Here is a 20,875-nt window from a genome sequence, read left to right as displayed (position 1 = left end):
CAACGGTCACCGCTGGAACAGATAATGAATGTAAGCGGCTGCACGCTCCGGGTGCGGTGCATTCTGCACTACCCCAAGATAGACCTTGCCAGAAAAACCTGCCTGCCTGACAAACGGCGTGTCCGAAATATCCAGCACGGTTCCACCGGCGTTCAAACCCGACAGTGCATGGAAAGACGCATCCAGTGTCCGCAGATCGAGAAAATAATCATCTGCCAACAGTCGATCCCGTGCATATTCGTCCATCAGAACAACATCTAACCGCTGGGCACTGACTGCACCCAGCAGCTTCATCTCCGAAGCATATACATACTGCTCCTCTGCGCGTTCGCTTTCACTGAGCAGCAAGCCGGACAGCAGATCGACCTGTTGCTTTTTGGTCAGACCCTGCGCCTCGGCAAAGCCGGTGGTAAGCTGTTCCGTCAGATCAGACCCGGCAGTGATATTTACCAGACCAAGGTAAAGCACATCCTCTTTTTTCGTCACATGACGGTAGGCTGCATACCCGAGGATATAGACGACGATGAGCACGATCGCAATGGGCAGCTTGTAATATGCCCAGATGTGCTCCCACTTTTTGCGCCCATGGAGGGAGCGGAGCGTATCCCGGTCAGTTTTTGTCATGGTCGTATTCCTCGTGTACTGCATCAGGGTCTCCACCGATCAGATAGAGGATCCGAAGCATCAGAAAGGAGCAGAGCATGGCGCACAAGCCCATGCCCAGCAGGAATGCAGGCGTGAATACAAACACTATGACGTACCCCATGATGCCATAGATCGCCGCCATCAGCAGGGTGCAAAACAGATACCGGACACCCACGAGAAACGCTGTTTTCAGGATGCCGAAGGTGGTGTTTTCAAACCGTGCCAGCAGAGGAAAGGCATACAGCAGAACGATGCCGTACAGAACTGCCGCACCAATAAGCACTGCAGTGAGCAGCGTCCAGAAAATGTTTTCGCTCCACATTCGGCGCAGCACAAAGCCATCCACAGCCAGGAAACTGCCGACTGTCAGCAGGATTAGCCAGAGTTTTGTGGCAGGCTTAAAATTCTCCCGGAACGCCTTAAAAAACATCCGGGTCAGACCATCGTCCCGATCTTCCGCCATTTTGAGCGTGACGTAGAACAATGCGGTCGTAGAAGCTCCTATGGTAACGATGGGCAGGCTGCACACGAGCCATAAGATGTTCAGGTAAGCACTGTAAGTCAATTTCGTCAGCACAGCAAACAGCGGCTTGTCCGTGTTGCACAGGTCACGCATGGGGGTTCTCCTTTCGCTCAATCTCCTGTGGATTCGCGCAGGATCAGGTTGGTTTCCGTATAGACGGTGCGATAGTTCAGCGATGGCTCTTCGATGCGGGTCATAAGCAGATTGGCAGCGGTGTAGCCCATGATCTGTCCATGGATATGGATCGAAGTCAGATGGGGGGCAAAGTAGGAGGCCTCCTGACTGTCATCGAAGCCGCAGACCCAGATATCATCGGGAACCGAATACCCCAGCTCATTCAATGCCTTGACCAGATCCATGGCAACAAAGTCATTGGCGCAGACAAAGGCATCCGGCATCGTTTTGAACCGACGTATGGTTTCGTACAGGGATACCGGATAGTTCTGCTGTCCAGATGGCATCGCACAGGTGCTCAGGCCTTCTGTCAGACCAAAGTACTCCACTGCATCCTTATAAGCCATATAACGCTCAAAGAAGGACTGACAGTGGTTTTTATCCCCCGCAAAGCTGATGCGTTTTTTGCCGCGCTGGACCATGTGGGCCACCGCATTCTGGACCTCAATGCGGTTTTCCATATAAAGGCGGTCGGCTTTAAGGGGAGGACGCATATCCATCACAGGGGTGTCTACAAACAGTAGCGGAACATCCAGATCGCACAGCATCTGTGCGTAGTCATAGTCGAATACTTCAATGCAGATGATGCCGGCTGTGCGCTGGATGTTGAGAGAAGATGGAAGCTTTTTCTCTTTCAGCTCTATGGGAGAAATGCGATGAATGGTCGTACAGCTATGCAGATGCTCGATTTCCGACTGGAAACGATCCAGCATCATGGAGGAAAAGTGAGAGCTGCTCAGAAACTGGGTCGTCAGCATGGCGATCTCCCGTTTGTCACTCGGCAGAATGGAATGCTCTGCTGCTTTTGCAGTGTCTTCCTGAAACAGCGGCAGATAGGCAAACTGCTTATAGCCCATTTCGGCGGCTTTGCGCAGGATCTTCTCCCGTGTGGCATCTGCCAGCACACCGGTGTTGTTGATGGCCTTTGAAACTGTGTTGCGGGAAAGCTGCAGTTCGTTTGCAATATCCTGAATGGTGACTTTGGTTGCCATAAGTCATCCTCTTTCTTTATAAATAGGAGCGGGTGTTCTTTCTTTTATAGATAAAGTCCGGTGACGGATCTTATTCTTTGCGACTCCAGTATAGTGCAAATGCACAAATTAGTCAAATGCAAAAATGCAAATCATCATTTTGCATATTTGCGCACTTTTGAATTTGTGCATCTGTACAAATCCACAATAATTTTTGATGTATACCATGAATTATCGTTGACATTCGCTTGCGTGAGTGGTATAAATGAATTACAGAGTTTTACATTTGCACAAACGAAGTGAAAAACGTAAAATTCAAAGGTGCAAATATAAAGTGCGAATCAAACGGCAAGCAAATCAAACAAGGAGGAGAATGATTCATGAAAGCAAAGACGGCCTCGCCGGAAACGGCTGTGCTGACAGCAGAACGCAAGCTGCACAACACATGGGTCTACATCAAACGGCATTGGCAGCTTTACCTGTTGTTCCTGCTGCCTGCCGTGGCGCTGACGCTGGTGTTCAAGTACGCTCCCATGGGCGGTGTGCTGATCGCGTTCCAGAAGTACAATCCCTTCAAGGGCATCTGGGGCAGCGAGTGGGTAGGCTTCAAAAACTTTACCCGCTTCATGTCCTCGCCGGACTTCCAGCGCTATCTGATCAACACCCTGAAGCTGAGCGTCTACGGTCTGCTGTGGGGCTTCCCGATCCCCATCCTGCTGGCATTCCTGCTCAACCGTATCGAGAGCAAGAAGATCAAGCAGAAGGTGCAGCTGGTGCTGTATATGCCCAACTTCATCTCGGTCATCGTGCTGTGCGGCATCGTCCGAGTGCTGCTGAGTGTCACCGGTCCGGTGAACGGCCTGCTTCACACCAGCATCAACTTCATGACGCTGCCGGAAGCGTTCCGCCCCATCTACATCATCAGCGGCATCTGGCAGGGTGCCGGCTGGGCATCCATCATGTACACCGCATCCCTTTCTAATGCCAGCAAAGATCTGAAGGAAGCTGCGATGATCGACGGCGCAAACCTGATCCAGCAGATCATGACGGTGGAGTGGCCCGCCATTAAGGATATGGTCGTTATTCAGTTTATCCTGCAGGCAGGCAACATCATGAGCATCGGTTTTGAAAAAGCCTATGCCCTGCAAACGGACCTGAACCTGAACACTGCCGAGATCATTGCAACGTACGTTTATAAAAAGGGCCTGTTGGACGGCGATTACAGCTTTTCCACGGCAGTCGGTCTGTTCAACACCATTGTCAACGTCATCCTGCTGATCGCAGTGAACAAGATCGTTGCCAAAATGAACGATGGCAAGGGCTTGTAAGGAGGGGTTTACCATGGCAAAACAGAAAAAATCAAAAATGGCCCTCTACACCAGACAAGATAAGATCATCCTGTACTGCGGCTACGCACTTCTGGGCTTGTTCCTGCTGGCAATCATCGTTCCGATGATCTACATCGTTATCGCGTCCTTTATGGACCCGGTCACTCTGCAAAACAAGGGCATCTCCTTTGATTTCAGCAAGTGGAGTCTGGATGCTTACCAGCGTGTCGTTTCGGACAAGCAGATCTGGGTCGGCTTCAGGAACGCAGTGCTTTACTCGATCATCTTCACCATCATCTCGGTAGCTGTGACGATGCTTGCCGCTTATCCCATGTCGCTGCCGGACTTCAAAGGCAAAAAGATCTTCAACACCTTGTTTGTGATCACGATGTTTTTCAGCGGCGGTCTGATCCCCACCTACCTGCTCATCAACAATCTGGGTCTGCTGGATTCCATGTGGGCGGTCATTCTGCCGGGAGCATTCAGCGTGTGGAACATGATCATTGCCCGTACCTATTATCAAGGCGTCCCGCGTGAGCTGCGCGAAGCTGCGGATGTGGATGGAGCCAGCGAGATGCTTTACTTCTTCAAGATCCTGCTGCCCGTCTGTATGCCGGTGGTGGCAGTTCTGGCCCTGTGGCAGTTCGTGGCTATGTGGAACAGCTACTTTGATGCCATGATCTACCTGAACAGCGCATCGAAGCAGCCGCTGCAGCTGGTGCTGCGTTCCATCCTGATCCAGAGCCAGCCGGAATCCGGCATGATCGCAGATATCCAGAGCACTGCCGAACGTGCCAAGATGGCAGAGCTGCTCAAATATGCAACCATTATTATTTCCAGTCTGCCGCTGCTGGTGATGTATCCCTTCTTCCAGAAGTATTTTGATGCCGGCATCATGGCTGGTTCCATTAAGGGCTGAGGATATTCCAGAATTTTATAAGCAGGTACGCTCATCTGTTACACGAAAAAAGAAACATGAAAAAGGAGAAAATACCATGAAAAAGCTGATCTCTCGCCGCAACTTCCTCAAGGTCTGCGCTCTGGCGGGCTCTGCCGCTGCTCTGTCTGCCTGTGGCGGCAAATCCACCGGCAGCGGCGATTCTGCTGCCGCAGCTGTGGACGTGACCGGTGCCGTTACATTTCCGCTGTCCGAAAAGGTCACCTTTACCGGTATGACCAGCTTCCCTGTGGGCAGCGAACCCGAACCGAACAACCGCACCATCTTCAAGCGTCTGGAAGAGCAGACCAATGTGCACATCGACTGGACCGCCATCCAGTCCGACCAGTGGAGCGATAAGATCACCCTGAATATGTCCAACCCCAACACCCTGACGGATTTTGTTTTTACTGCTGATTTTACCGACAGCAATCTGCTGCGCTACGCAGATCAGGGTGTCATCCTCAATCTGGAAGACTACATTGACAACAATATGCCTTATCTCCAGAAGGTCTTTGAGCAGTACCCGGAGTACCGCACCATGTGCACCGACAGCGATGGCCACATCTGGGCACTGCCCTGGATCGAGCAGCTCGGCTCGGAAAAGACCGCCATCCAGACCATTGGCAACATGAGCTTCATCAATACCAAGTGGCTGAACTTCCTCGGTCTGTCGATGCCCACCACAGTGGACGAGTTTGAGCAGGTGCTGATTGCATTCCGTGATAACGCCGCTTCTATCAAGGCAGAGTATGGCATTGACGGCGACATCATCCCCATGTCCTGCATCGTCAACAACGGCGATCAGGACCCCAGCATCCTCATCAATGGCTTTGGCGAAGGCTACGGCGATGCAGACAAAGACCGCCATATCGCCGTTACCAACGACCGGAAAGTTATCTGTGCCGCCACCCAGCAGGGCTACCGTGATGGTCTGGACTGGCTGCACAAGCTGTATGCTGAGAAGCTCATCGACCCGGAGTGCTTCACGCAGGAGTGGTCCACCTATGTTTCCAAGGGCAAGGCTGGCCGCTATGGTGTCTGCTTCAGCTGGGATGTTGCCAACATTGACAACCTGACCGACTGGGAGCCGCTGCCTGCTCTGACCGCCGATACCCGAAATATCACTCCGCAGAACGGTTCTTTCACCAGCGGCTTTGCCCGCGGCAGATGCGTTGTCACCGCAAAGGCGACTAATCCTGCACTGGTTTGCGCATGGCTGGATCAGATGTACGCACCCCTCCAGTCTCCGCAGAACAACTGGGGTACTTACGGCGATGCGGAAGGCTTTAACATCTTTGAACTGTCCACCAACGATAAGGGCGAGCCCATGCTGAAGCACGCTCCTCTGGGCGATGCTTCTCCCGTGGAAGTCCGTGAAGCGCAGTGTGTCAGTGGACCTCTGGCAGTTCTGGATGATTACTATGGTGTATACGTTACCTGCCCGGACGATGCACAGTATCGTCTGGACTGGATCAAGGAGATCTACACCCCGGATATGAACAACGATTATGTCTATCCCAATGTCTTTATGAGCAGCGAGGACACCGAGCAGGTCTCTAACCTGCAGGCAGATCTGCAGACCTACATGAATACGCAGAAGGCCAACTGGATCATGAACGGCACGAAGGATGCAGAGTGGAACGAATATCTGAGCAAGCTGGAAGACTACGGCCTGTCCGACTATCTGGGCATTATGCAGAAATATCTGGATGCTTACTACGCATAAGAATTCTTTCCTTTGGAGGATTCCATGAACGATTTGACTTTACAAAAAGCCCGTGCCTACGAGGCCGAGCACGGCGCAGCGATCTCCCCGGAAGAACGCCCTGCCTACCACATGACTCCTTATGTGGGCTGGCTCAACGACCCCAACGGCTTCTCTTATTATAAAGGCAAGTATCACCAGTTCTATCAGTATAACCCCTACGATGTGCGGTGGGCGCCCATGCACTGGGGTCACGCGGTCAGCACCGACCTGCTGCACTGGGAGTATCTGCCCTGTGCGCTTGCACCGGATTCCCCGGCAGACAACGGCCCCGGCTGCTTCTCCGGTTCTGCTACCGAGATGGATGACGGCAAGCAGCTGCTGATGTACACCAGCGTGGTGGCAGAAAAGCAGCCCAATGGGGAGATGCGGGACATCCAGACCCAGAGCATTGCCATTGGTGACGGTCTCGACTACGAAAAGCCTGCCTGCAACCCGGTGCTGACCCAGAAAGACCTGCCGGAAGGCTTCAGCAAGTTCGACTTCCGGGACCCCAAGATCTGGCGTGAGGCCGACGGCACCTACTCCGCCGTCACCGTCTGCCTGGCCGAGGACGGCAGCGGCGCAGCAGCACTGTTCCAGAGCAAGGACGGCTTCGACTGGCACTTTGTCACGGTGCTGGAACGCTGCAACAATCAGTACGGCAAAATGTGGGAGTGCCCGGACTTCTTCCCGCTGGACGGCAAGCAGGTCTTGATGCTCGGCCCCATGGAGATGCTGCCCAAGGGCGAGTTCCACAACGGTCACAACGTGATTGCCTTCATCGGCAGCTACGACGAAGCTACCCACACCTTCACCAAGGAAAACGTGCAGCTGATGGACGGCGGCATCGACTTCTACGCCACCCAGACCACCCTTGCCCCGGATGGCCGCCGCATCATGACCGCATGGCTGCAGACCTGGTCGGACACCGAGGATAAGCCCAAGGGCTGCAAGTGGTTCGGGCAGACCATCTGCCCCCGCGAGCTGCACATCAAGGATGGACGCATTGTTCAGGCCCCGGTGCGGGAGCTGGACGCCGTCCACGGCAAGCGCACCCTGCACGAAAATGTGACGGTGCAAAGCGAAACTTCTCTGGAAGGCATCAAGGGCCGTGTGGCGGATCTGACCGTCACGGTACAGCCCGGCGAATACCGCTCCTTCACCCTGAAGCTGGCCGCCGATGCAGACCATCACACCAGCCTGACCTACGACCCCTACACCTCCGAGCTGACGCTGGATCGCAGCTATGCCGGTTCCCGTGCCGACATTGTTCACCGCCGCAGCTGCAAGGTGCGCAGCCAGAACGGTGCACTCAAACTCCGTATCCTGCTGGACAAAAACAGCATCGAAGTTTTCGCCAACGACGGTGAACAGACCATGACCGCATGGATCTACACCCCCCAGTCTGCCGACGGCATCACCTTTGCCGCAGACGGCAAAGCAACTGTTACGGTGGAACAGTTTGAGCTGAATCTGTAACCTGATATTCCTTTCATTTCTCCTTCATTGAATACAGCCCCGCTTTGGCTTCTCCTTCGCCAAAGCGGGGCTGTGTTTGTTATGTCATTGCTCTTCCAGCCTGCCGTGGTCGCAACCAAGCGAGAGATAATGTCCAATCTCCCCACCCAGCACAAGCTGGGCATACTCCAAGGGCTTGTTGTAGAGCAGCCAGTCCAGTTCTGCCCGCTGTGCCGGGGTGTTGCCGTATTCGTCCTTCACGTTTGGCGTATGGTGTAGTTTTTACTGGAAATTCATCAAAAGAAAAAGCCTGAAACTTCTCGGTACATCAAGAAGTTTCAGGCTTTGTTTTGCTTAAATTGGAGCTTGCCGGGGCAAGGTCCCTCCATCTTGCTGGCGCAAGACCGCTCGGCCGCTTAAAAGCCTCACTGGGGCTTTCATTGCTGCGCAAACGCGGAATTTACTGCTCAATCGGCTTCATCGTGGGGACAGGTCAAGGAAGGCTCACAAATGGCTTTATTTTCCTTTATAAGCCTATCCATGCGGCTTCCTTTTTCCTGCTCCCGCACATCTCCCTACGCAACTCTCCACAACTTACCGGCAATTTGGTGTAAAAGTGGTGTAGTAGTTGGTGTAGTGGATTTCAGACCGAAATGCCCAATTTGCCGTTCAGATTTGCAAAGGAATGGGCTTTGGCTTCCTTGGTGGCTTCCGCGTAAATCTCCATCGTGGTGCTGATGTCCCGGTGTCCCATGATGTCCTGAATGATCTTCAGGTTGGATGATGATAAACCCACTCTCGAAGCCGATGTCACCCCAGCACAGGCCAACCGTTTCCGAGATGCGGCATCCGGTCCCCAGCATGAAGGTGAACATCGGGAGCCAGTGCTGGAACTTCGGCGTTTTGAAATTCAGAAACGCCTGCTGCTGGGGCAGGGTCAGAGCGTGGCGTTTGGGCGTTTCGTACTGGTGGGCGGCTTTAATGGCCGTCAGGACACCATCCGTGGGATTCACACGGATGTACTCATCGTCCACCGCCACCGCAAAGACCTGATGGAGAACATTCTGGATGGTTTCCAGCGTGTTCAACGCCATCTTGCCGTTGCGGACGATGCCATTGTAGTAGCTGCGGATATCCGACTTGCGAATGTCCTTGAGCTTCATCATGCCGATCTCATCCCGGACGAACCGATTGTACATATAGACGTAATTGGCGAAGGTATGCTCTTTCAAGCCCACCTTGTTCTTACGCCACAGTTCAAACAGGTCGTTCAAGGTCAGACTGCACTCCGGAATGCGGATGCCTTCTGCCAAGTCGTGCTGGATCTTCTCTTCCTTTTCGCGCAGCCCCTCCAAGGTTGCATCATAGATGGTATGGCGTTTTCCGTTTTTCGCAGTCCAACGGTACATATACAGCCCGTCGCTCTTGCGGTAGACCTCGCCATCCTTCAAAACACGGCCTTTATTGTCTTTACGTCTTTGCATATAAACGCTCCTTTTCATGCACAGAATGTTGAAAAGGAGCCTTACGCCATGAGTATACCATGACGCAAGACTCCCTGCAACATCAAACAGTCAATTTTTGAACCGCATCAGATCGAGAATGCCGTGTCCAGATATTCGTCCAGCTTACGGCGTTTGATCAGCCGTTTGGTTCCGTTCCAAAGGACGAACTTGCATTCATCGCTATCGGTCATTGACCGCAGTTTATTGATACCGATCCCAGAGTAAGCCGCCGCTTCCTCCAAGGTCAGATTACTCTTTTGCCAAATCGGAACTTGTCGGGACTTAGTCCCTCCATCTTGCTGACGCAAGACCGTTCCATTGCTTAAAGTCCCCACTGGGGACTTCATTGCTTCGCAAACGCAAACTTCTTTCACTTGCACCTCCAATTCCTTGTAACCGGGTGCCGGGGCAGAAGGTGCCAGCTTTCTGCCCCAAACGCTCCCGATGAGGTTCAGATTTCCGAGTGTCCCTCCTGTGTGCGGGGTTGTGCCGATGGTTTGTTTTGCGCCTGTTCTACCTGCAAGCGGCTCAGCAGTTGCAGAACGGAATCCCGCGCTTTCTCCTTGACCTGCTCCTTGCCCTTCTGCCGGACTTCCGGCTTCAGCAGCTTCTCTTGCAGGCGGGCGGCGGTGGTCTGCATGGTCTTGAGAAACTTGTCCAGCACGCCATCCAAACGGTGAGCGGCATACTCTCTCGTGGCCTGCGGAGCCTTTCTCTCCGGGGATAGCACCCACTTCTTCGTGTCCTCGATCATCCGCATATCTTCCGTCCGGGTCTCGGCGCGTACTACATCTGTCACGACCTCCACCGCCTTGTCATAGGCCGCAGCCGAAACATCTTCCAGCAGGGTCTCCATAGACATCTCTCCGTTTCAACAGCTTGGCGGGGAGAACGCAGCAGCGGAGCTGCTGGATTTGCCGCCGTTTTGCGCCAGATAATACCCAGTAGGATATGACGCACAGCATCATATCACTGGGCAAGGCGTTCCCCCTTGACTCCCTTCAAAAGGCTGCGGTCTCGCCTGTCGGCTCGGTCGGTGCTTCAAAATACCTGCGGCCTTTTGAGGTCGCCACTGGCGACCCGCACCTCTGCACTCTTGCTCCGGGCAAGCTGACAGGCAAAGATTTGCGAATCCCTGCCCGCAGCTCGTCCGGCTTTTTCAGTTGGCCAAATTGACCAACTGATTTTGCCTGTTCCCAAAATGGTAACAGGCAGATAGACGGTCTGATAACGGCCATCTCACCCTGATTCCCATTTTGGGGAATTGGGTAGGAGCTGGTAAGTGCCGTTTCCCGTCACTTACCACTCTTGGCAAACTGTCAACTTGACACTTTGCCAATAACACCCCTATATGGTGCGTATTCGGTCAATCGCTGCGTACGTGCGTACAGAGAAAGGGCATCCGCCGCGTACGCACGTACGCAGCAAAATGTCCATATTCTCCTTTATGGGGAGTCATGCCCGCCAGCCATTGGGGGGAGGTCGGGCTGCACAAGGGCTTCGATGCCCACAAAGCCCCGGACACGCCGCCCGGACGAGTTGACGATGTTATTGGTGGATTCCAGATTATACCTGCGCTGGTTGGCGATCAGCGCATCGCTGAACCCTCTGGCCTTGATCGCATTCAGGCTGTTTTCCTCACACCACATCCGGTAGACCTCATACAGCTCGTTCGAGCTGGTACAGGCATCCGCCTTCAGGCGGATGTAGCCCTCGGATTCGAGGAAATCAAACACATTGTTGTTGTCCCGCTTCACCAGTTCCCGGTTGCGCTTGGCACGGTCACTCTCGGTGAACTGGAAGCCATTCTTCACCAGCCGCTGCAAGCCCTCAAATGCCCACAGCAGGATGCCCTCGACCTCTGCCGCCATCTTCTCGGCAATGTCCGGGTCATCCACACGGGAGAGGGGATTGTCCTTGGTGGTCAGGATGAGCTGACGGCGATAGAAACCGTCCGAGCGGTCATACAATGCCTGCAGATCGCCGTTGCTGAACGCCAACAGACGGGCGTACATCCAACCCTGATAGCTCTGTTTGCCCTTGCGCTCCAAGTCCATCTGCCCCTGTGCGGTCACAATGGATTTGACATAGTTGGTCTGGCGAAGGGCTTCCATCCGCATATCGTCGTCCACGCAGAGCAGGGTGTGCTCCAGGTCAGCACGGGCGAAGCGGTTCTCCGAGATCTTGCCGATGCTGCCATCCTTCATGTTGCAGCCGAACAGCCGGGACAGCACCACACCGATCTGCGACTTTCCCTCGCCGCCGCTGCCCTTGATGACCATCATGCGCTGGCCCTTGTTGCTGGGGATCAGGCAGTAGCCGATGAACTCCTGCACGGTGGGAATGTCTTCCGGGTAGAGCAGGTCGGACAGGAACCGCAGCCAATGGGAGGGCTGCGGAGCTTTCGGGTCATACTTGACCGGGAGCCGGTTGCGGACGATCTCCGGCTTGCCCTCCTGAAAGGTGCCATCCAGATACAGGGTGCCGTTTGCCAGTGCAATACGGTCGGTGACGGGCGGAAAGTCCTCCACCTGTGCCGCCAGCTTCAGCACGTCCACCACATTGGTAACCTTCTTGGCAAGGTTTGCCCCAACGTATTCACGCATCATCTCGAAGATCTCACACCGCAGGGGCATGGGGTCCACCATTCTGCCGTCCGGGGTGAAAAACGCGCCATTCGAGTAAAGCAGCTGGTGGGTGCTCAGAAAATCGTCACAGAACAGGGATTCGTTGAAAAAGCCTTTCTTGAACCATGCAGGGGTAAAATTACTCATAGGCATTCCGTCCTTTCGTTGGCGTCACGGAAAACGATGTGGTCAATTTGACCACATCGTTTTTCTCCGCAACTGGGAAATCAACGTCCTGCCGTTTTCCCTGCATGGCTTTCCTGCCCCCTTCCGGCGGCGTTTTCCGGCTCTCCCACTTGGGGGTCATCGCCGGGTATCCCATGCAGACGGTCATGCTGTTTTCAAGGTGCAACGGGCAAAACGGCAACAAAAAAGCCGTCACAAAACAGACCAGCCCTGCCTTCGCTTTTTCTGGAAGGTCATGCTAGTCGGTTATGTAACGGCTGAAAGCCAAGATGTTCAGCCCCGCTGGGTCTGAACGAATATGTAAAAATATGTTATATTCAATTGTTGGGATAGACTACCACAAAAATCGAGCCGTGTCAACGTGAACTTGTCGGGGCGAGGCCCCTCCATCTTGCTGCGCAAGACCGTTCTGTCGCTTAAAAGCCCCACTGGAGCTTTCATTGCTCCGCTGCGCTGCGCAAACGCGAACTTTTGAGAACACGCCACTTTCGGCAGTGTGCAAGAAAAAGCAAGGGAAACTTTGGCAAAAAAAGAGAGGGCTGGACGACGCCTACCCTCTTGACAAGGCAATAATAGTCAAAAAGTTTCGTACCCATCTTCATCCCGGTTTCATCCCGGTTTCGTCCCGGTTTGCAGAATGCCCTTGCAATCCGAAAGGAGCCGTGCTATAATGCCGCTGTAATTGAATCAGAAATCTTCAGGGCAGGGTGCGATTCCCTACCGGTGGTACAGCCCACGAGCCGTAAGGCATGATTCGGTGAAACTCCGAAGCCGACAGTACAGTCTGGATGAAAGAAGATACCAAGCGCAGAGCCCGCACGGTTCTGCGCTTGTGGAGGCTGCTCTGGGATGCGTTTGCATTCTGGAGCTTTCTTTTTTGCACAAGGGTCCCTTGTGTCTTTTCGGCTTGCCCTGAACGGTTTTGTTCAGGGCTTTTTCTTTTGGAGGCGACACGATGAACGACAAAGAGTATATGCGTCTGGCTTTGCAGCTTGCAAAAAAAGGTTGCGGATGGACATCTCCCAACCCGATGGTGGGTGCCGTGGTCGTAAAAGAGGGCAGGACCATCGGACAGGGCTGGCACCAGAGATACGGTCAGGCTCATGCGGAGCGCAATGCGCTGGCATCCTGCACCGAAGATCCGCAGGGAGCGACCCTGTATGTGACATTGGAGCCGTGCTGCCATTACGGAAAGCAGCCGCCCTGCGTGGATGCGATTCTGGACGCGGGCATTCACCGGGTGGTCGTGGGTTCTGCTGACCCGAATCCGCTGGTGGCTGGAAAAGGAATTGCAATCCTGCGCGCACACGGCATAGATGTGACCGAAAATGTTCTGCAAGAGGAATGCGATGCGCTGAACAAGGTGTTCTTCCACTATATCACCACAAAACGCCCCTTCGTTTCCATGAAATACGCCATGACGATGGACGGAAAAATCGCCACATACACAGGCGCTTCCAAATGGATCACCGGGGAAATTGCCCGGAATCATGTTCAACGGCAGCGACACCGATTCCGCGGCATTATGGTGGGAGTCGGAACCATCCTAGCAGATGACCCGCTGCTGACCTGCCGGATAGAGGGTGGCCGTGATCCCGTCCGGATCATCTGTGATACACATTTGCGGACACCGCTGCAATCACAGGTGGTCATGACCGCCAAACAAGTTCCGACCATTCTTGCGACCTGCTGCGGCGACCCGGAGAAGCAGGCGGCATATCAACAGGCCGGGTGCCGGGTCCTTTGTCTGGAAGCGCATTGCGGTCATGTGAATCTTCTGCAACTGATGGAACAGCTGGGGCAGGAGCAGATCGACAGCATTCTGCTGGAAGGCGGCGGAACCTTGAACTGGTCTGCACTGGAAAGTGGCATCGTGCAGCAGGTACAGGCTTACATTGCCCCGAAGCTGTTCGGAGGAAGGGATGCCAAAGCACCCATTGAGGGTGCAGGTGTCCCGCTTCCGGATGCTGCATTCCGCCTGAAGAACAGCCGATTGGAACAGCTTGGCAAAGATTTCCTGATCGAAAGTGAGGTGGAGTACCCATGTTTACCGGAATCGTGGAAGAAGTCGGAACAATAAAGTCCATCAATCGGGGACAGCATTCCGCCGTACTGACTGTTCGTGCAAAAACGGTTCTGGAAGGAACCAGGATCGGCGACAGCATCGCCGTCAACGGCATCTGCCTGACCGTCAGGCAGCTCTTCCCGGATAGCTTTGCTGCGGATGTCATGCACGAGACCTTGAACCGCTCTGCACTTGCACAGCTCACCGTTGGAAGTGCTGTCAATCTGGAACGTGCCATGCCGGCCAACGGACGTTTTGGCGGACACATCGTAGCAGGCCATGTGGATGGCGTCGGACGCATTGCTAATATCCGAAAAGACGATACGGCTATCTGGTACACCATTCATGCAGATTCTGCGATCCTTCGCTATGTCGTTGAAAAAGGCTCTATCACAATAGACGGTATCAGCCTGACCGTGGCTGCGGTGGAACCTACGGGCTTTTCCGTGTCCACGATACCGCACACCGTCCGTCAGACGAACCTGAACCAACGGCACAAAGGGGATTTTGTCAATTTGGAAACCGATGTTGTTGGAAAATATATCGAGAGGCTGCTTCCATCAGAAACACCGAAGCAAAACACGCTCACAAAAGAAATGCTGCTGCGCTGCGGCTTTTAAGGAGAGTTTACGATGAACTTCAATACCATTCCCGAAGCTTTGCAAGACCTGAAGCAAGGAAAAATCATTCTGGTAACGGATGACCCCGACCGTGAAAACGAGGGGGACTTCATCTGTGCTGCCGAATTTGCCACCACCGAAAACGTCAACTTTATGGCGACCCACGGCAAAGGTCTGATCTGTATGCCGATGTCCGAAGCTTTCGTCCAGAAGCTGCAATTTCCGCAGATGGTGCAGCATAACACCGACAACCATGAAACGGCATTTACGGTGTCCATCGACCACGTTTCTACTTCTACGGGCATTTCTGCCGCAGAGCGTTCCATTACGGCGATGGCTTGTGTGGACGATCACGCAAAAGCAGAAGATTTCCGCAGACCGGGCCATATGTTCCCCCTTCTGGCAAAAAAGAACGGTGTGTTGGAGCGCAACGGTCACACGGAAGCAACCGTTGACCTGTGCCGTCTGGCAGGGCTGAAAGAATGCGGCCTGTGCTGCGAGATCATGCGGGAGGATGGCACGATGATGCGCACCGCTGAACTGGCAAAGCTGGCAGAGCGTTTCCAGATCAAATTCATCACCATCCGTGATTTACAGGAGTACCGCAAGTGTCACGATAAACTGGTCGATCAGGTGACGGCAGTGAACCTGCCCACCAAGTATGGCACCTTCAGAGCTTATGGTTTTGTGAGCCGCCTGAACGGAGAGCATCACATTGCACTGGTAAAAGGTGACATTGGCGATGGAAAGGATATTCTGTGCCGCGTCCACTCGGAATGCCTGACAGGAGATACATTTGGCTCTTTGCGTTGTGACTGCGGCCAGCAGCTGGCCGCTGCCATGACGCAGATCGAAAAAGAAGACCGGGGTATCCTGCTCTATATGCGGCAGGAAGGCCGGGGCATCGGTCTGATCAACAAGCTGCGTGCCTATGAACTTCAGGAGCAGGGCATGGATACGCTGGAAGCCAATCTCGCTCTGGGGTTCCATGGAGATGAACGGGAGTATTATCTCGGCGCACAGATCCTCCGGGAACTTGGCGTAAAAAGCCTGCGCCTGCTTACCAATAACCCGGACAAAGTATATCAGCTCTCCGAGTTTGGGCTGGAGATCTCCGAGCGCGTACCCATTCAGATGACGGCGACCCCGTATGACCTGTTTTACCTGAAAACGAAGCAGGCACGGATGGGGCATCTTCTGGAATATTAACAACGAAAGAGGTATTTAAAAATGAAAACATTTGAAGGCAAGCTGGTTTCTCAGAATATCAAGGTCGGTATCGTAGCTGCCCGATTCAACGAATTTATCACGTCCAAACTTCTGAGCGGAGCAATGGATGGTCTGCTCCGGCACGATGTGCAGGACGCTGATATTCATGTTGCATGGGTTCCGGGTGCTTTTGAGATCCCACTGGTTGCCTCTAAAATGGCAAAAAGCGGAAAGTATGATGCTGTGATCTGCCTTGGTGCCGTGATTCGCGGTTCTACCAGCCATTACGACTATGTGTGCAATGAGGTTTCCAAAGGCATTGCCACGGTCTCGCTGGAAAGCGGGGTTCCCGTCCTCTTTGGTGTTCTGACCACCGAAAACATCGAACAGGCCATCGAGCGGGCAGGCACCAAAGCAGGTAATAAAGGCTATGACTGTGCAGTCAGTGCCATCGAGATGGTAAACCTGCTCCGGGAAATGGATACCGCCGCAGAGTAAAATACACGCAGGAGTTTGCCATGATCGTTATAAAGACCCGACAGCCTGACCCGGAATTGGAGCAGAAGATCCGGATGCTTCTGGAACGAGAGCACATCGAGGCAGAGCAAATATCCATTGATTCATGGGAGAAGTTGGTTCTTCCGGGGCTTACACTGGACGGAATGACCCACGAAGTGTCGTGCAACGGCAGAAAAGTCTCCCTTACACGACTGGAGTTCGATTTGCTGCTGATGCTTGCCTCCCACGAAGGACAAATCTTCTCAAAAGAAGAGCTTTTCCGTGCTGTGTGGGGACAAAACTGTGACGACACCTTAAAGGTCGTGGCAAATACCGTTTCCAATCTGCGAAAGAAGCTGGCCGGCTGCGGTAGCTTTATCCGCACTACCCACGGCGGCTATGCTTTTGTAAGCCAAAAGGAGAACGACCCGGCATGACCAGGATCTTATTTATTTGTCTCGGAAATATCTGCCGAAGCCCGATGGCGGAGTATGTGATGAAAGACCTTACGTCCAAGGCAGGACTATCCGAGCAATTTGAAATCGCATCAGCCGCCACCAGTGCATGGGAAATCGGAAATCCGGTCTATCCTCCTGCACGGCAGAAGCTGGCAGAACATGGCATCGACTGCAACGGCAAGACCGCCCGGCAGATGACCCGGCTGGATTATGCACGGTATGATCATCTGATTGGCATGGACGAAAGTAATCTGTGCGACATCCTGCGGCTTGTCGGCGGAGACCCACAGCATAAAGTCTCGCTGCTGATGGCGCATACGGATCATCCCCGTGAAGTGGCAGACCCATGGTTCACGGGAGATTTTGAAGCCACATGGCAGGATATACTGGAAGGATGCACGGCATTGCTTGAGGAACTGCGCTAAATTGGCGTAAATTTTGGCGTATGCCAAATCAGGAGTGTTTGACACTTGCCAACGACAAATTGATTTAACCACAGGAGAAGTTGCCTGTCAGCATAAAATCTCTATACGAAACAAAAAGCGGCAGCTACGTTGTATTTTCACAACATAGCTGCCGCATTTTTGCGTTTGGGGTTCAGTGTACCTACTACACCAATCCGCCTATTCGATTCTTACACCACACCGCTTTGTAAGGCTCCTTTTCGGGAAAACGTCCCAAAATTGGTGTAGTTGTGGTGTAGTACCGCAGATGCCGCTTGAATTTTGTCCGAAATTTCATCGTATCTGCGTTTTAATTTTGCGTTTTACTGCTCAATCGGCTTCATCGTGGGGAACAGCAGCACATCGCGGATGGAGGCGCTGTCGGTGAGCAGCATCACCAGACGGTCCACGCCGAAGCCCAGACCGCCCGTGGGGGGCAGGCCGTACTCCAGTGCGTTCACGTAGTCGTAGTCCACCTGTGCCTTGCAGTCGGGCTCGATGGCCTTGCGCTCGGCCACCTGACGCTCAAAGCGGCCCTTCTGGTCGATGGGGTCGTTCAGCTCGCTGAAGGCGTTGCCGTACTCGGTGCAGTCGATGAAATACTCAAAGCGCTCGGTGAAGGCGGGGTCGTCCGGCTTGCGCTTTGCCAGCGGGCTGATCTCCACGGGGTAATCGTAGATGAAGGTGGGCTGGATGAGCTTGTCCTCCACGAAGGCATCGAAGAACTCAGCCAGAATGGAACCCTTGGTGGGCACCTCGGGCAGCTCCACGTGGTGCTCCTTGGCGGCGGCGATGGCATCCTCGTCGGACTTCCAGTCGTTGAAGTCTACGCCGGAATACTTCTTGACCGCTTCCACCATGGTCAGGCGCTCCCAGTGGCCCATGTCGATCTGCTTGCCCTGATAGGGGATGACCATGCTGCCGCAGATCTTCTGGGCAAGGCGCTTGTACAGCTCCTCCACCAGATCCATCATGCCGTGGAAGTCGGTGAAGGCCTGATACAGCTCGATGCTGGTGAACTCCGGGTTGTGCTTGGGGTCCATGCCCTCGTTGCGGAAGATGCGGCCCACCTCGTACACGCGGTCCATGCCGCCCACGATCAGGCGCTTGAGGTACAGCTCGGTCTCGATGCGCAGCACCATGTCCATGTTCAGGCTGTTGTGATGGGTGTAGAAGGGGCGGGCAGAGGCACCGATCTCGAAGGGGGTCAGGATGGGGGTGTCCACCTCCAGGAAGCCCTTCTCGTCCAGATAGGCGCGGATCTCCTTCAGGATCTGGCTGCGCTTCACGAAGGTGTCCTTCACCTCGGGGTTTGCAATCAGGTCCACGTAGCGCTGACGGTAACGCATCTCGGTGTCGGTCAGGCCGTGGAACTTCTCGGGCAGGGGACGCAGGCTCTTGGCCAGCAGGGTCAGCTCGGTGGCGCGCACGCTCAGTTCGCCGGTCTTGGTGCGGAACACCTCGCCCTTCACGCCGATGATATCGCCCACGTCCAGCTTCTTGAAGGCGGCGTAAGGCTCTTCGCCCAGCTCATCGCGGCGGACGTACAGCTGAATGTCGCCCTTATCGTCCCGCAGGTGGGCAAAGCTTGCCTTGCCCATTACGCGCTTGGACATCATACGGCCAGCCAGCGCCACGGTCTTGCCGCTGTCGGTCTCGTTGGGCAGGTCGGCAAACTCGGCCTTCAGGTCGGCAGAGTAGGCATCCTGCGGGTACTTGGTCAGGGTGAAGGGGTCGTGGCCTGCAGCCTGCAGGTCGGCCAGCTTCTGGCGGCGCACCTGCACCTGCTCGCTCTCGGACAGGCCCTGCGCCGGGTTCTTCTTTTGTTCTTCCATGGTTTCTCCTATTCGTTTGGCCTGCTCAGCCTGCAGCGTGGGTAATGTTCAGCACGGTGTACTCCACGGTGTGGCCGGTGGGCAGCAGCACTTCGGCCTTGTCGCCCACAGCCTTGCCCAGCAGAGCGTGGCCCACGGGGCTTTCGTCGCTGATCTTGCCGTTCAGGGGGTCGGCTTCGGTGCGGCCCACAATGTCGTACTCCTCGTTCTCGTCCTCACCGGTCATGAGGATGGTGACGTGGGTGCCCACAGAGACATTGTCCACGCTCAGCTCGCTCTCATCAATGATGACGGCGTTCTTGATCATCTGCTCCAGTTCGGTGATGCGGTTCTCCACCAGACCCTGCGTATTCTTGGCCTCGTCGTACTCGCTGTTCTCGGAAAGGTCGCCGTGGCTGCGTGCTTCCTTGATCTCTTCGGCCAGCTCCTTGCGGCGCACCGTTTTGAGGTATTCCAGTTCTTCCTGCATTGCCTTCAGACCGGCAGCGGACATTTTGATCTCTTGTGCCATGTTGAGAATCTCTCCTTGTCTCTATTTGTGCTGTGCAGCCGCAAAGCCGCACAAGAATGCCATTTTGACTACATTATTATAATAGCAGGCGGCTGCTTTGTCAACAAAAAAGGCGGCGGTAGGGCAGAAAAATGTGTCGGCTGGATCAAATAACGGAACAGCCCGCTCTTCAAAAAAGGAGAACGGGCTGTTTTGATTCCATTGGGTGTTACTTGGTAGACGGTTTCATCTGCTGTGCCTTTTTCCACGCGCGAATGGCTTTTACGGTGGAGACCGGCACATGGGGGTCGAATTTGTCCGGATGCTCACTGCTGCGCAGCGTCATCAGCTCGTTTTCAATTGCCCACTGTGCAGCCTGCTGCGCATCGGTGTCGTCGGTGTCGATATCGGTATAAGCGGCTTCGGCAGCAGGAACAGGCTGTCCGGCATCCTTCCAGAGCACTTCGGCCAGTTCGATGCGAGTTTCCGGGATGGCGGTACCCTTGGGCAGATGATGGATCAGCCACAGCTCGGTGCCCAGCTGATGCAGCCCGCCCACCAGCAGTGCACCGCCAATGATCGTTACCGCAGTGCTGATGCCAGGGTCAACAGGGGAGTCATCGATGATGGGAATATCCATTGTTGAAGCTGTGACTGCTACGCGATTCTTAGGCATAGTAAAGGTGAAGCTTTCTTTATTTTTGTAGTATTCTGAATTGCTTAAACCATCAATCTCCCAACTACCAAAAGAGAGACCACTGTCAGCGAAAGACTGCTGATCAAAAGTGATTTCAACTGTAGCACCGACGGGCACAATAGCTGTATCGCCAACTACAGGATCGCCATCTACTGTGAAAATGCCGCCGCTGACGACCAAAGGCTGTACCCAGTAATTCACGGTGAAGCCGTCCGCTTGAATTTTTTCCAAAACTGTGTTATCTACGCTGCCGCTTTTTAGTAGAGCGTTCCAAGAGTATTTGGTACCGTCATAATTGATAGTGTTGAACTTTGCGCAATCAATAAAAGCATCTTTTTTGATTTCAGTAACATCATCCGAGATGTTTAATGTGGTGAGATTTCCGCATTTATAAAAAGCATTTTCGCCGATGGAAGTGAATCCATTGGGAAGGGTAAAAGACTCCAGACTTTCACA

Annotated in this window: 20 protein-coding genes, 2 pseudogenes and 1 riboswitch; of the genes and pseudogenes, 10 read left to right on the top strand and 12 right to left on the bottom strand. The window is 54.0% G+C overall.

The window, feature by feature from the left end; translation table 11 throughout:
• Positions 1 to 6: 6 nt before the first annotated feature.
• From ACGHP1_RS13130 to ACGHP1_RS13120, 3 genes are read right to left on the bottom strand one after another with little or no spacing between them, the layout of a single operon-like run.
• On the bottom strand, positions 7 to 624 hold the full coding sequence (locus ACGHP1_RS13130) for a hypothetical protein (RefSeq protein WP_015564179.1): 618 nt from the start codon (positions 622 to 624) through the stop codon (positions 7 to 9).
• A complete protein-coding gene (locus ACGHP1_RS13125; protein WP_390509612.1) occupies positions 611 to 1,261 on the bottom strand; it encodes a YesL family protein in 651 nt (216 codons plus the stop codon). The genes ACGHP1_RS13130 and ACGHP1_RS13125 overlap by 14 nt, the downstream gene beginning before the upstream one ends.
• Before the next feature lie 17 nt (positions 1,262 to 1,278).
• Complete coding sequence (locus ACGHP1_RS13120) at positions 1,279 to 2,334, bottom strand: LacI family DNA-binding transcriptional regulator (RefSeq protein WP_097781456.1); 1,056 nt, start codon at positions 2,332 to 2,334, stop codon at positions 1,279 to 1,281.
• A gap of 359 nt (positions 2,335 to 2,693) precedes the next feature.
• Between ACGHP1_RS13120 and ACGHP1_RS13115 the strand changes: the two genes are divergently transcribed.
• The 4 genes from ACGHP1_RS13115 (at position 2,694) to ACGHP1_RS13100 (ending at position 7,807) form a co-directional block, all read left to right on the top strand.
• Entirely contained in the window at positions 2,694 to 3,641 is a 948-nt protein-coding gene (locus tag ACGHP1_RS13115; protein WP_097781457.1) for a sugar ABC transporter permease, read from the top strand.
• Positions 3,625 to 4,560 carry a carbohydrate ABC transporter permease gene (locus ACGHP1_RS13110; protein ID WP_005945023.1) on the top strand — a complete coding sequence of 312 codons (936 nt, stop codon included), beginning with the start codon at positions 3,625 to 3,627 and terminating at the stop codon, positions 4,558 to 4,560. Before ACGHP1_RS13115 ends, ACGHP1_RS13110 begins: the two co-directional genes overlap by 17 nt.
• Before the next feature lie 76 nt (positions 4,561 to 4,636).
• Complete coding sequence (locus ACGHP1_RS13105; RefSeq protein ID WP_120079955.1) at positions 4,637 to 6,307, top strand: extracellular solute-binding protein; 1,671 nt, start codon at positions 4,637 to 4,639, stop codon at positions 6,305 to 6,307.
• A 24-nt stretch (positions 6,308 to 6,331) separates the two neighbouring features.
• A complete protein-coding gene (locus ACGHP1_RS13100) occupies positions 6,332 to 7,807 on the top strand; it encodes a glycoside hydrolase family 32 protein (RefSeq protein ID WP_097773834.1) in 1,476 nt (491 codons plus the stop codon).
• An 84-nt stretch (positions 7,808 to 7,891) separates the two neighbouring features.
• Here ACGHP1_RS13100 and ACGHP1_RS13095 read toward each other — a convergent pair.
• The 5 genes and pseudogenes from ACGHP1_RS13095 to ACGHP1_RS13075 form a co-directional block, all read right to left on the bottom strand.
• Positions 7,892 to 8,047 (bottom strand): annotated as a pseudogene (locus ACGHP1_RS13095) (DUF6061 family protein); the annotation flags it as partial.
• Between the two features lie 314 nt (positions 8,048 to 8,361).
• The gene (locus ACGHP1_RS13090; RefSeq protein ID WP_243138981.1) at positions 8,362 to 9,270 is read right to left on the bottom strand and encodes an integrase DNA-binding domain-containing protein; all 909 of its coding nucleotides are present in this window, start codon (positions 9,268 to 9,270) and stop codon (positions 8,362 to 8,364) included.
• A 107-nt stretch (positions 9,271 to 9,377) separates the two neighbouring features.
• Entirely contained in the window at positions 9,378 to 9,599 is a 222-nt protein-coding gene (locus ACGHP1_RS13085) for an excisionase (RefSeq protein WP_390509819.1), read from the bottom strand.
• A 143-nt stretch (positions 9,600 to 9,742) separates the two neighbouring features.
• Positions 9,743 to 10,147 carry a hypothetical protein gene (locus tag ACGHP1_RS13080; protein WP_390509611.1) on the bottom strand — a complete coding sequence of 135 codons (405 nt, stop codon included), beginning with the start codon at positions 10,145 to 10,147 and terminating at the stop codon, positions 9,743 to 9,745.
• A 589-nt stretch (positions 10,148 to 10,736) separates the two neighbouring features.
• The gene (locus tag ACGHP1_RS13075; RefSeq protein WP_390509610.1) at positions 10,737 to 12,065 is read right to left on the bottom strand and encodes a phage/plasmid primase, P4 family; all 1,329 of its coding nucleotides are present in this window, start codon (positions 12,063 to 12,065) and stop codon (positions 10,737 to 10,739) included.
• Between the two features lie 728 nt (positions 12,066 to 12,793).
• Positions 12,794 to 12,908: riboswitch (FMN riboswitch) on the top strand.
• A 151-nt stretch (positions 12,909 to 13,059) separates the two neighbouring features.
• Between ACGHP1_RS13075 and ribD the strand changes: the two genes are divergently transcribed.
• The 6 genes from ribD to ACGHP1_RS13045 are packed head-to-tail and all read left to right on the top strand — an operon-like array spanning position 13,060 to position 17,379.
• Positions 13,060 to 14,184 (top strand): bifunctional diaminohydroxyphosphoribosylaminopyrimidine deaminase/5-amino-6-(5-phosphoribosylamino)uracil reductase RibD, encoded by a 1,125-nt coding sequence (ribD, locus tag ACGHP1_RS13070; RefSeq protein ID WP_338427636.1) that lies wholly within the window; start codon positions 13,060 to 13,062, stop codon positions 14,182 to 14,184.
• Complete coding sequence (locus ACGHP1_RS13065; protein ID WP_154261081.1) at positions 14,148 to 14,789, top strand: riboflavin synthase; 642 nt, start codon at positions 14,148 to 14,150, stop codon at positions 14,787 to 14,789. The genes ribD and ACGHP1_RS13065 overlap by 37 nt, the downstream gene beginning before the upstream one ends.
• A gap of 12 nt (positions 14,790 to 14,801) precedes the next feature.
• Complete coding sequence (locus ACGHP1_RS13060) at positions 14,802 to 15,998, top strand: bifunctional 3,4-dihydroxy-2-butanone-4-phosphate synthase/GTP cyclohydrolase II (RefSeq protein ID WP_097781397.1); 1,197 nt, start codon at positions 14,802 to 14,804, stop codon at positions 15,996 to 15,998.
• 21 nt (positions 15,999 to 16,019) lie between these two features.
• Positions 16,020 to 16,496, top strand: coding sequence for a 6,7-dimethyl-8-ribityllumazine synthase (ribE, locus tag ACGHP1_RS13055; RefSeq protein ID WP_097781396.1), 477 nt, complete (start codon positions 16,020 to 16,022; stop codon positions 16,494 to 16,496).
• A 20-nt stretch (positions 16,497 to 16,516) separates the two neighbouring features.
• On the top strand, positions 16,517 to 16,933 hold the full coding sequence (locus ACGHP1_RS13050) for a response regulator transcription factor (RefSeq protein WP_005944121.1): 417 nt from the start codon (positions 16,517 to 16,519) through the stop codon (positions 16,931 to 16,933).
• Complete coding sequence (locus ACGHP1_RS13045) at positions 16,930 to 17,379, top strand: low molecular weight protein-tyrosine-phosphatase (RefSeq protein ID WP_015565338.1); 450 nt, start codon at positions 16,930 to 16,932, stop codon at positions 17,377 to 17,379. The genes ACGHP1_RS13050 and ACGHP1_RS13045 overlap by 4 nt, the downstream gene beginning before the upstream one ends.
• A 341-nt stretch (positions 17,380 to 17,720) precedes the next feature.
• On the opposite strand, the gene lysS is transcribed toward ACGHP1_RS13045, so the two are convergent.
• The 4 genes and pseudogenes from lysS to ACGHP1_RS13025 all read right to left on the bottom strand — a co-directional run.
• Positions 17,721 to 19,232, bottom strand: a complete 1,512-nt coding sequence (gene lysS, locus ACGHP1_RS13040) for a lysine--tRNA ligase (RefSeq protein ID WP_005945010.1) — start codon at positions 19,230 to 19,232, stop codon at positions 17,721 to 17,723.
• A 25-nt stretch (positions 19,233 to 19,257) separates the two neighbouring features.
• Complete coding sequence (greA, locus tag ACGHP1_RS13035) at positions 19,258 to 19,743, bottom strand: transcription elongation factor GreA (RefSeq protein WP_005945007.1); 486 nt, start codon at positions 19,741 to 19,743, stop codon at positions 19,258 to 19,260.
• Between the two features lie 208 nt (positions 19,744 to 19,951).
• Positions 19,952 to 20,362: a hypothetical protein gene (locus ACGHP1_RS13030; protein ID WP_390509609.1), complete on the bottom strand. Its 411-nt coding sequence runs from the start codon at positions 20,360 to 20,362 to the stop codon at positions 19,952 to 19,954.
• A 405-nt stretch (positions 20,363 to 20,767) separates the two neighbouring features.
• Positions 20,768 to 20,866: pseudogene (locus ACGHP1_RS13025) on the bottom strand (leucine-rich repeat protein); the annotation flags it as partial.
• Between the last annotated feature and the right edge of the window lie 9 nt (positions 20,867 to 20,875).

The sequence above is a fragment of the Faecalibacterium sp. i21-0019-B1 genome, from assembly GCF_042852915.1.
GTDB classification, from domain to species: domain Bacteria; phylum Bacillota; class Clostridia; order Oscillospirales; family Ruminococcaceae; genus Faecalibacterium; species Faecalibacterium taiwanense.
This window is presented reverse-complemented; position numbering and strand designations above follow the sequence as displayed.

Excerpts from the sequence above, each read along its gene's own strand:
- ACGHP1_RS13130 (WP_015564179.1), bottom strand. The coding sequence starts at position 624 with ATGACAAAAACTGACCGGGATACGCTCCGCTCCCTCCATGGGCGCAAA.
- ACGHP1_RS13125 (WP_390509612.1), bottom strand. The coding sequence starts at position 1,261 with ATGCGTGACCTGTGCAACACGGACAAGCCGCTGTTTGCTGTGCTGACG.
- ACGHP1_RS13120 (WP_097781456.1), bottom strand. The coding sequence starts at position 2,334 with ATGGCAACCAAAGTCACCATTCAGGATATTGCAAACGAACTGCAGCTT.
- ACGHP1_RS13115 (WP_097781457.1), top strand. The coding sequence starts at position 2,694 with ATGAAAGCAAAGACGGCCTCGCCGGAAACGGCTGTGCTGACAGCAGAA.
- ACGHP1_RS13110 (WP_005945023.1), top strand. The coding sequence starts at position 3,625 with ATGGCAAGGGCTTGTAAGGAGGGGTTTACCATGGCAAAACAGAAAAAA.
- ACGHP1_RS13105 (WP_120079955.1), top strand. The coding sequence starts at position 4,637 with ATGAAAAAGCTGATCTCTCGCCGCAACTTCCTCAAGGTCTGCGCTCTG.
- ACGHP1_RS13100 (WP_097773834.1), top strand. The coding sequence starts at position 6,332 with ATGAACGATTTGACTTTACAAAAAGCCCGTGCCTACGAGGCCGAGCAC.
- ACGHP1_RS13090 (WP_243138981.1), bottom strand. The coding sequence starts at position 9,270 with ATGCAAAGACGTAAAGACAATAAAGGCCGTGTTTTGAAGGATGGCGAG.
- ACGHP1_RS13080 (WP_390509611.1), bottom strand. The coding sequence starts at position 10,147 with ATGGAGACCCTGCTGGAAGATGTTTCGGCTGCGGCCTATGACAAGGCG.
- ACGHP1_RS13075 (WP_390509610.1), bottom strand. The coding sequence starts at position 12,065 with ATGAGTAATTTTACCCCTGCATGGTTCAAGAAAGGCTTTTTCAACGAA.
- ribD (WP_338427636.1), top strand. The coding sequence starts at position 13,060 with ATGAACGACAAAGAGTATATGCGTCTGGCTTTGCAGCTTGCAAAAAAA.
- ACGHP1_RS13065 (WP_154261081.1), top strand. The coding sequence starts at position 14,148 with ATGTTTACCGGAATCGTGGAAGAAGTCGGAACAATAAAGTCCATCAAT.
- ACGHP1_RS13060 (WP_097781397.1), top strand. The coding sequence starts at position 14,802 with ATGAACTTCAATACCATTCCCGAAGCTTTGCAAGACCTGAAGCAAGGA.
- ribE (WP_097781396.1), top strand. The coding sequence starts at position 16,020 with ATGAAAACATTTGAAGGCAAGCTGGTTTCTCAGAATATCAAGGTCGGT.
- ACGHP1_RS13050 (WP_005944121.1), top strand. The coding sequence starts at position 16,517 with ATGATCGTTATAAAGACCCGACAGCCTGACCCGGAATTGGAGCAGAAG.
- ACGHP1_RS13045 (WP_015565338.1), top strand. The coding sequence starts at position 16,930 with ATGACCAGGATCTTATTTATTTGTCTCGGAAATATCTGCCGAAGCCCG.
- lysS (WP_005945010.1), bottom strand. The coding sequence starts at position 19,232 with ATGGAAGAACAAAAGAAGAACCCGGCGCAGGGCCTGTCCGAGAGCGAG.
- greA (WP_005945007.1), bottom strand. The coding sequence starts at position 19,743 with ATGGCACAAGAGATCAAAATGTCCGCTGCCGGTCTGAAGGCAATGCAG.
- ACGHP1_RS13030 (WP_390509609.1), bottom strand. The coding sequence starts at position 20,362 with ATGGATATTCCCATCATCGATGACTCCCCTGTTGACCCTGGCATCAGC.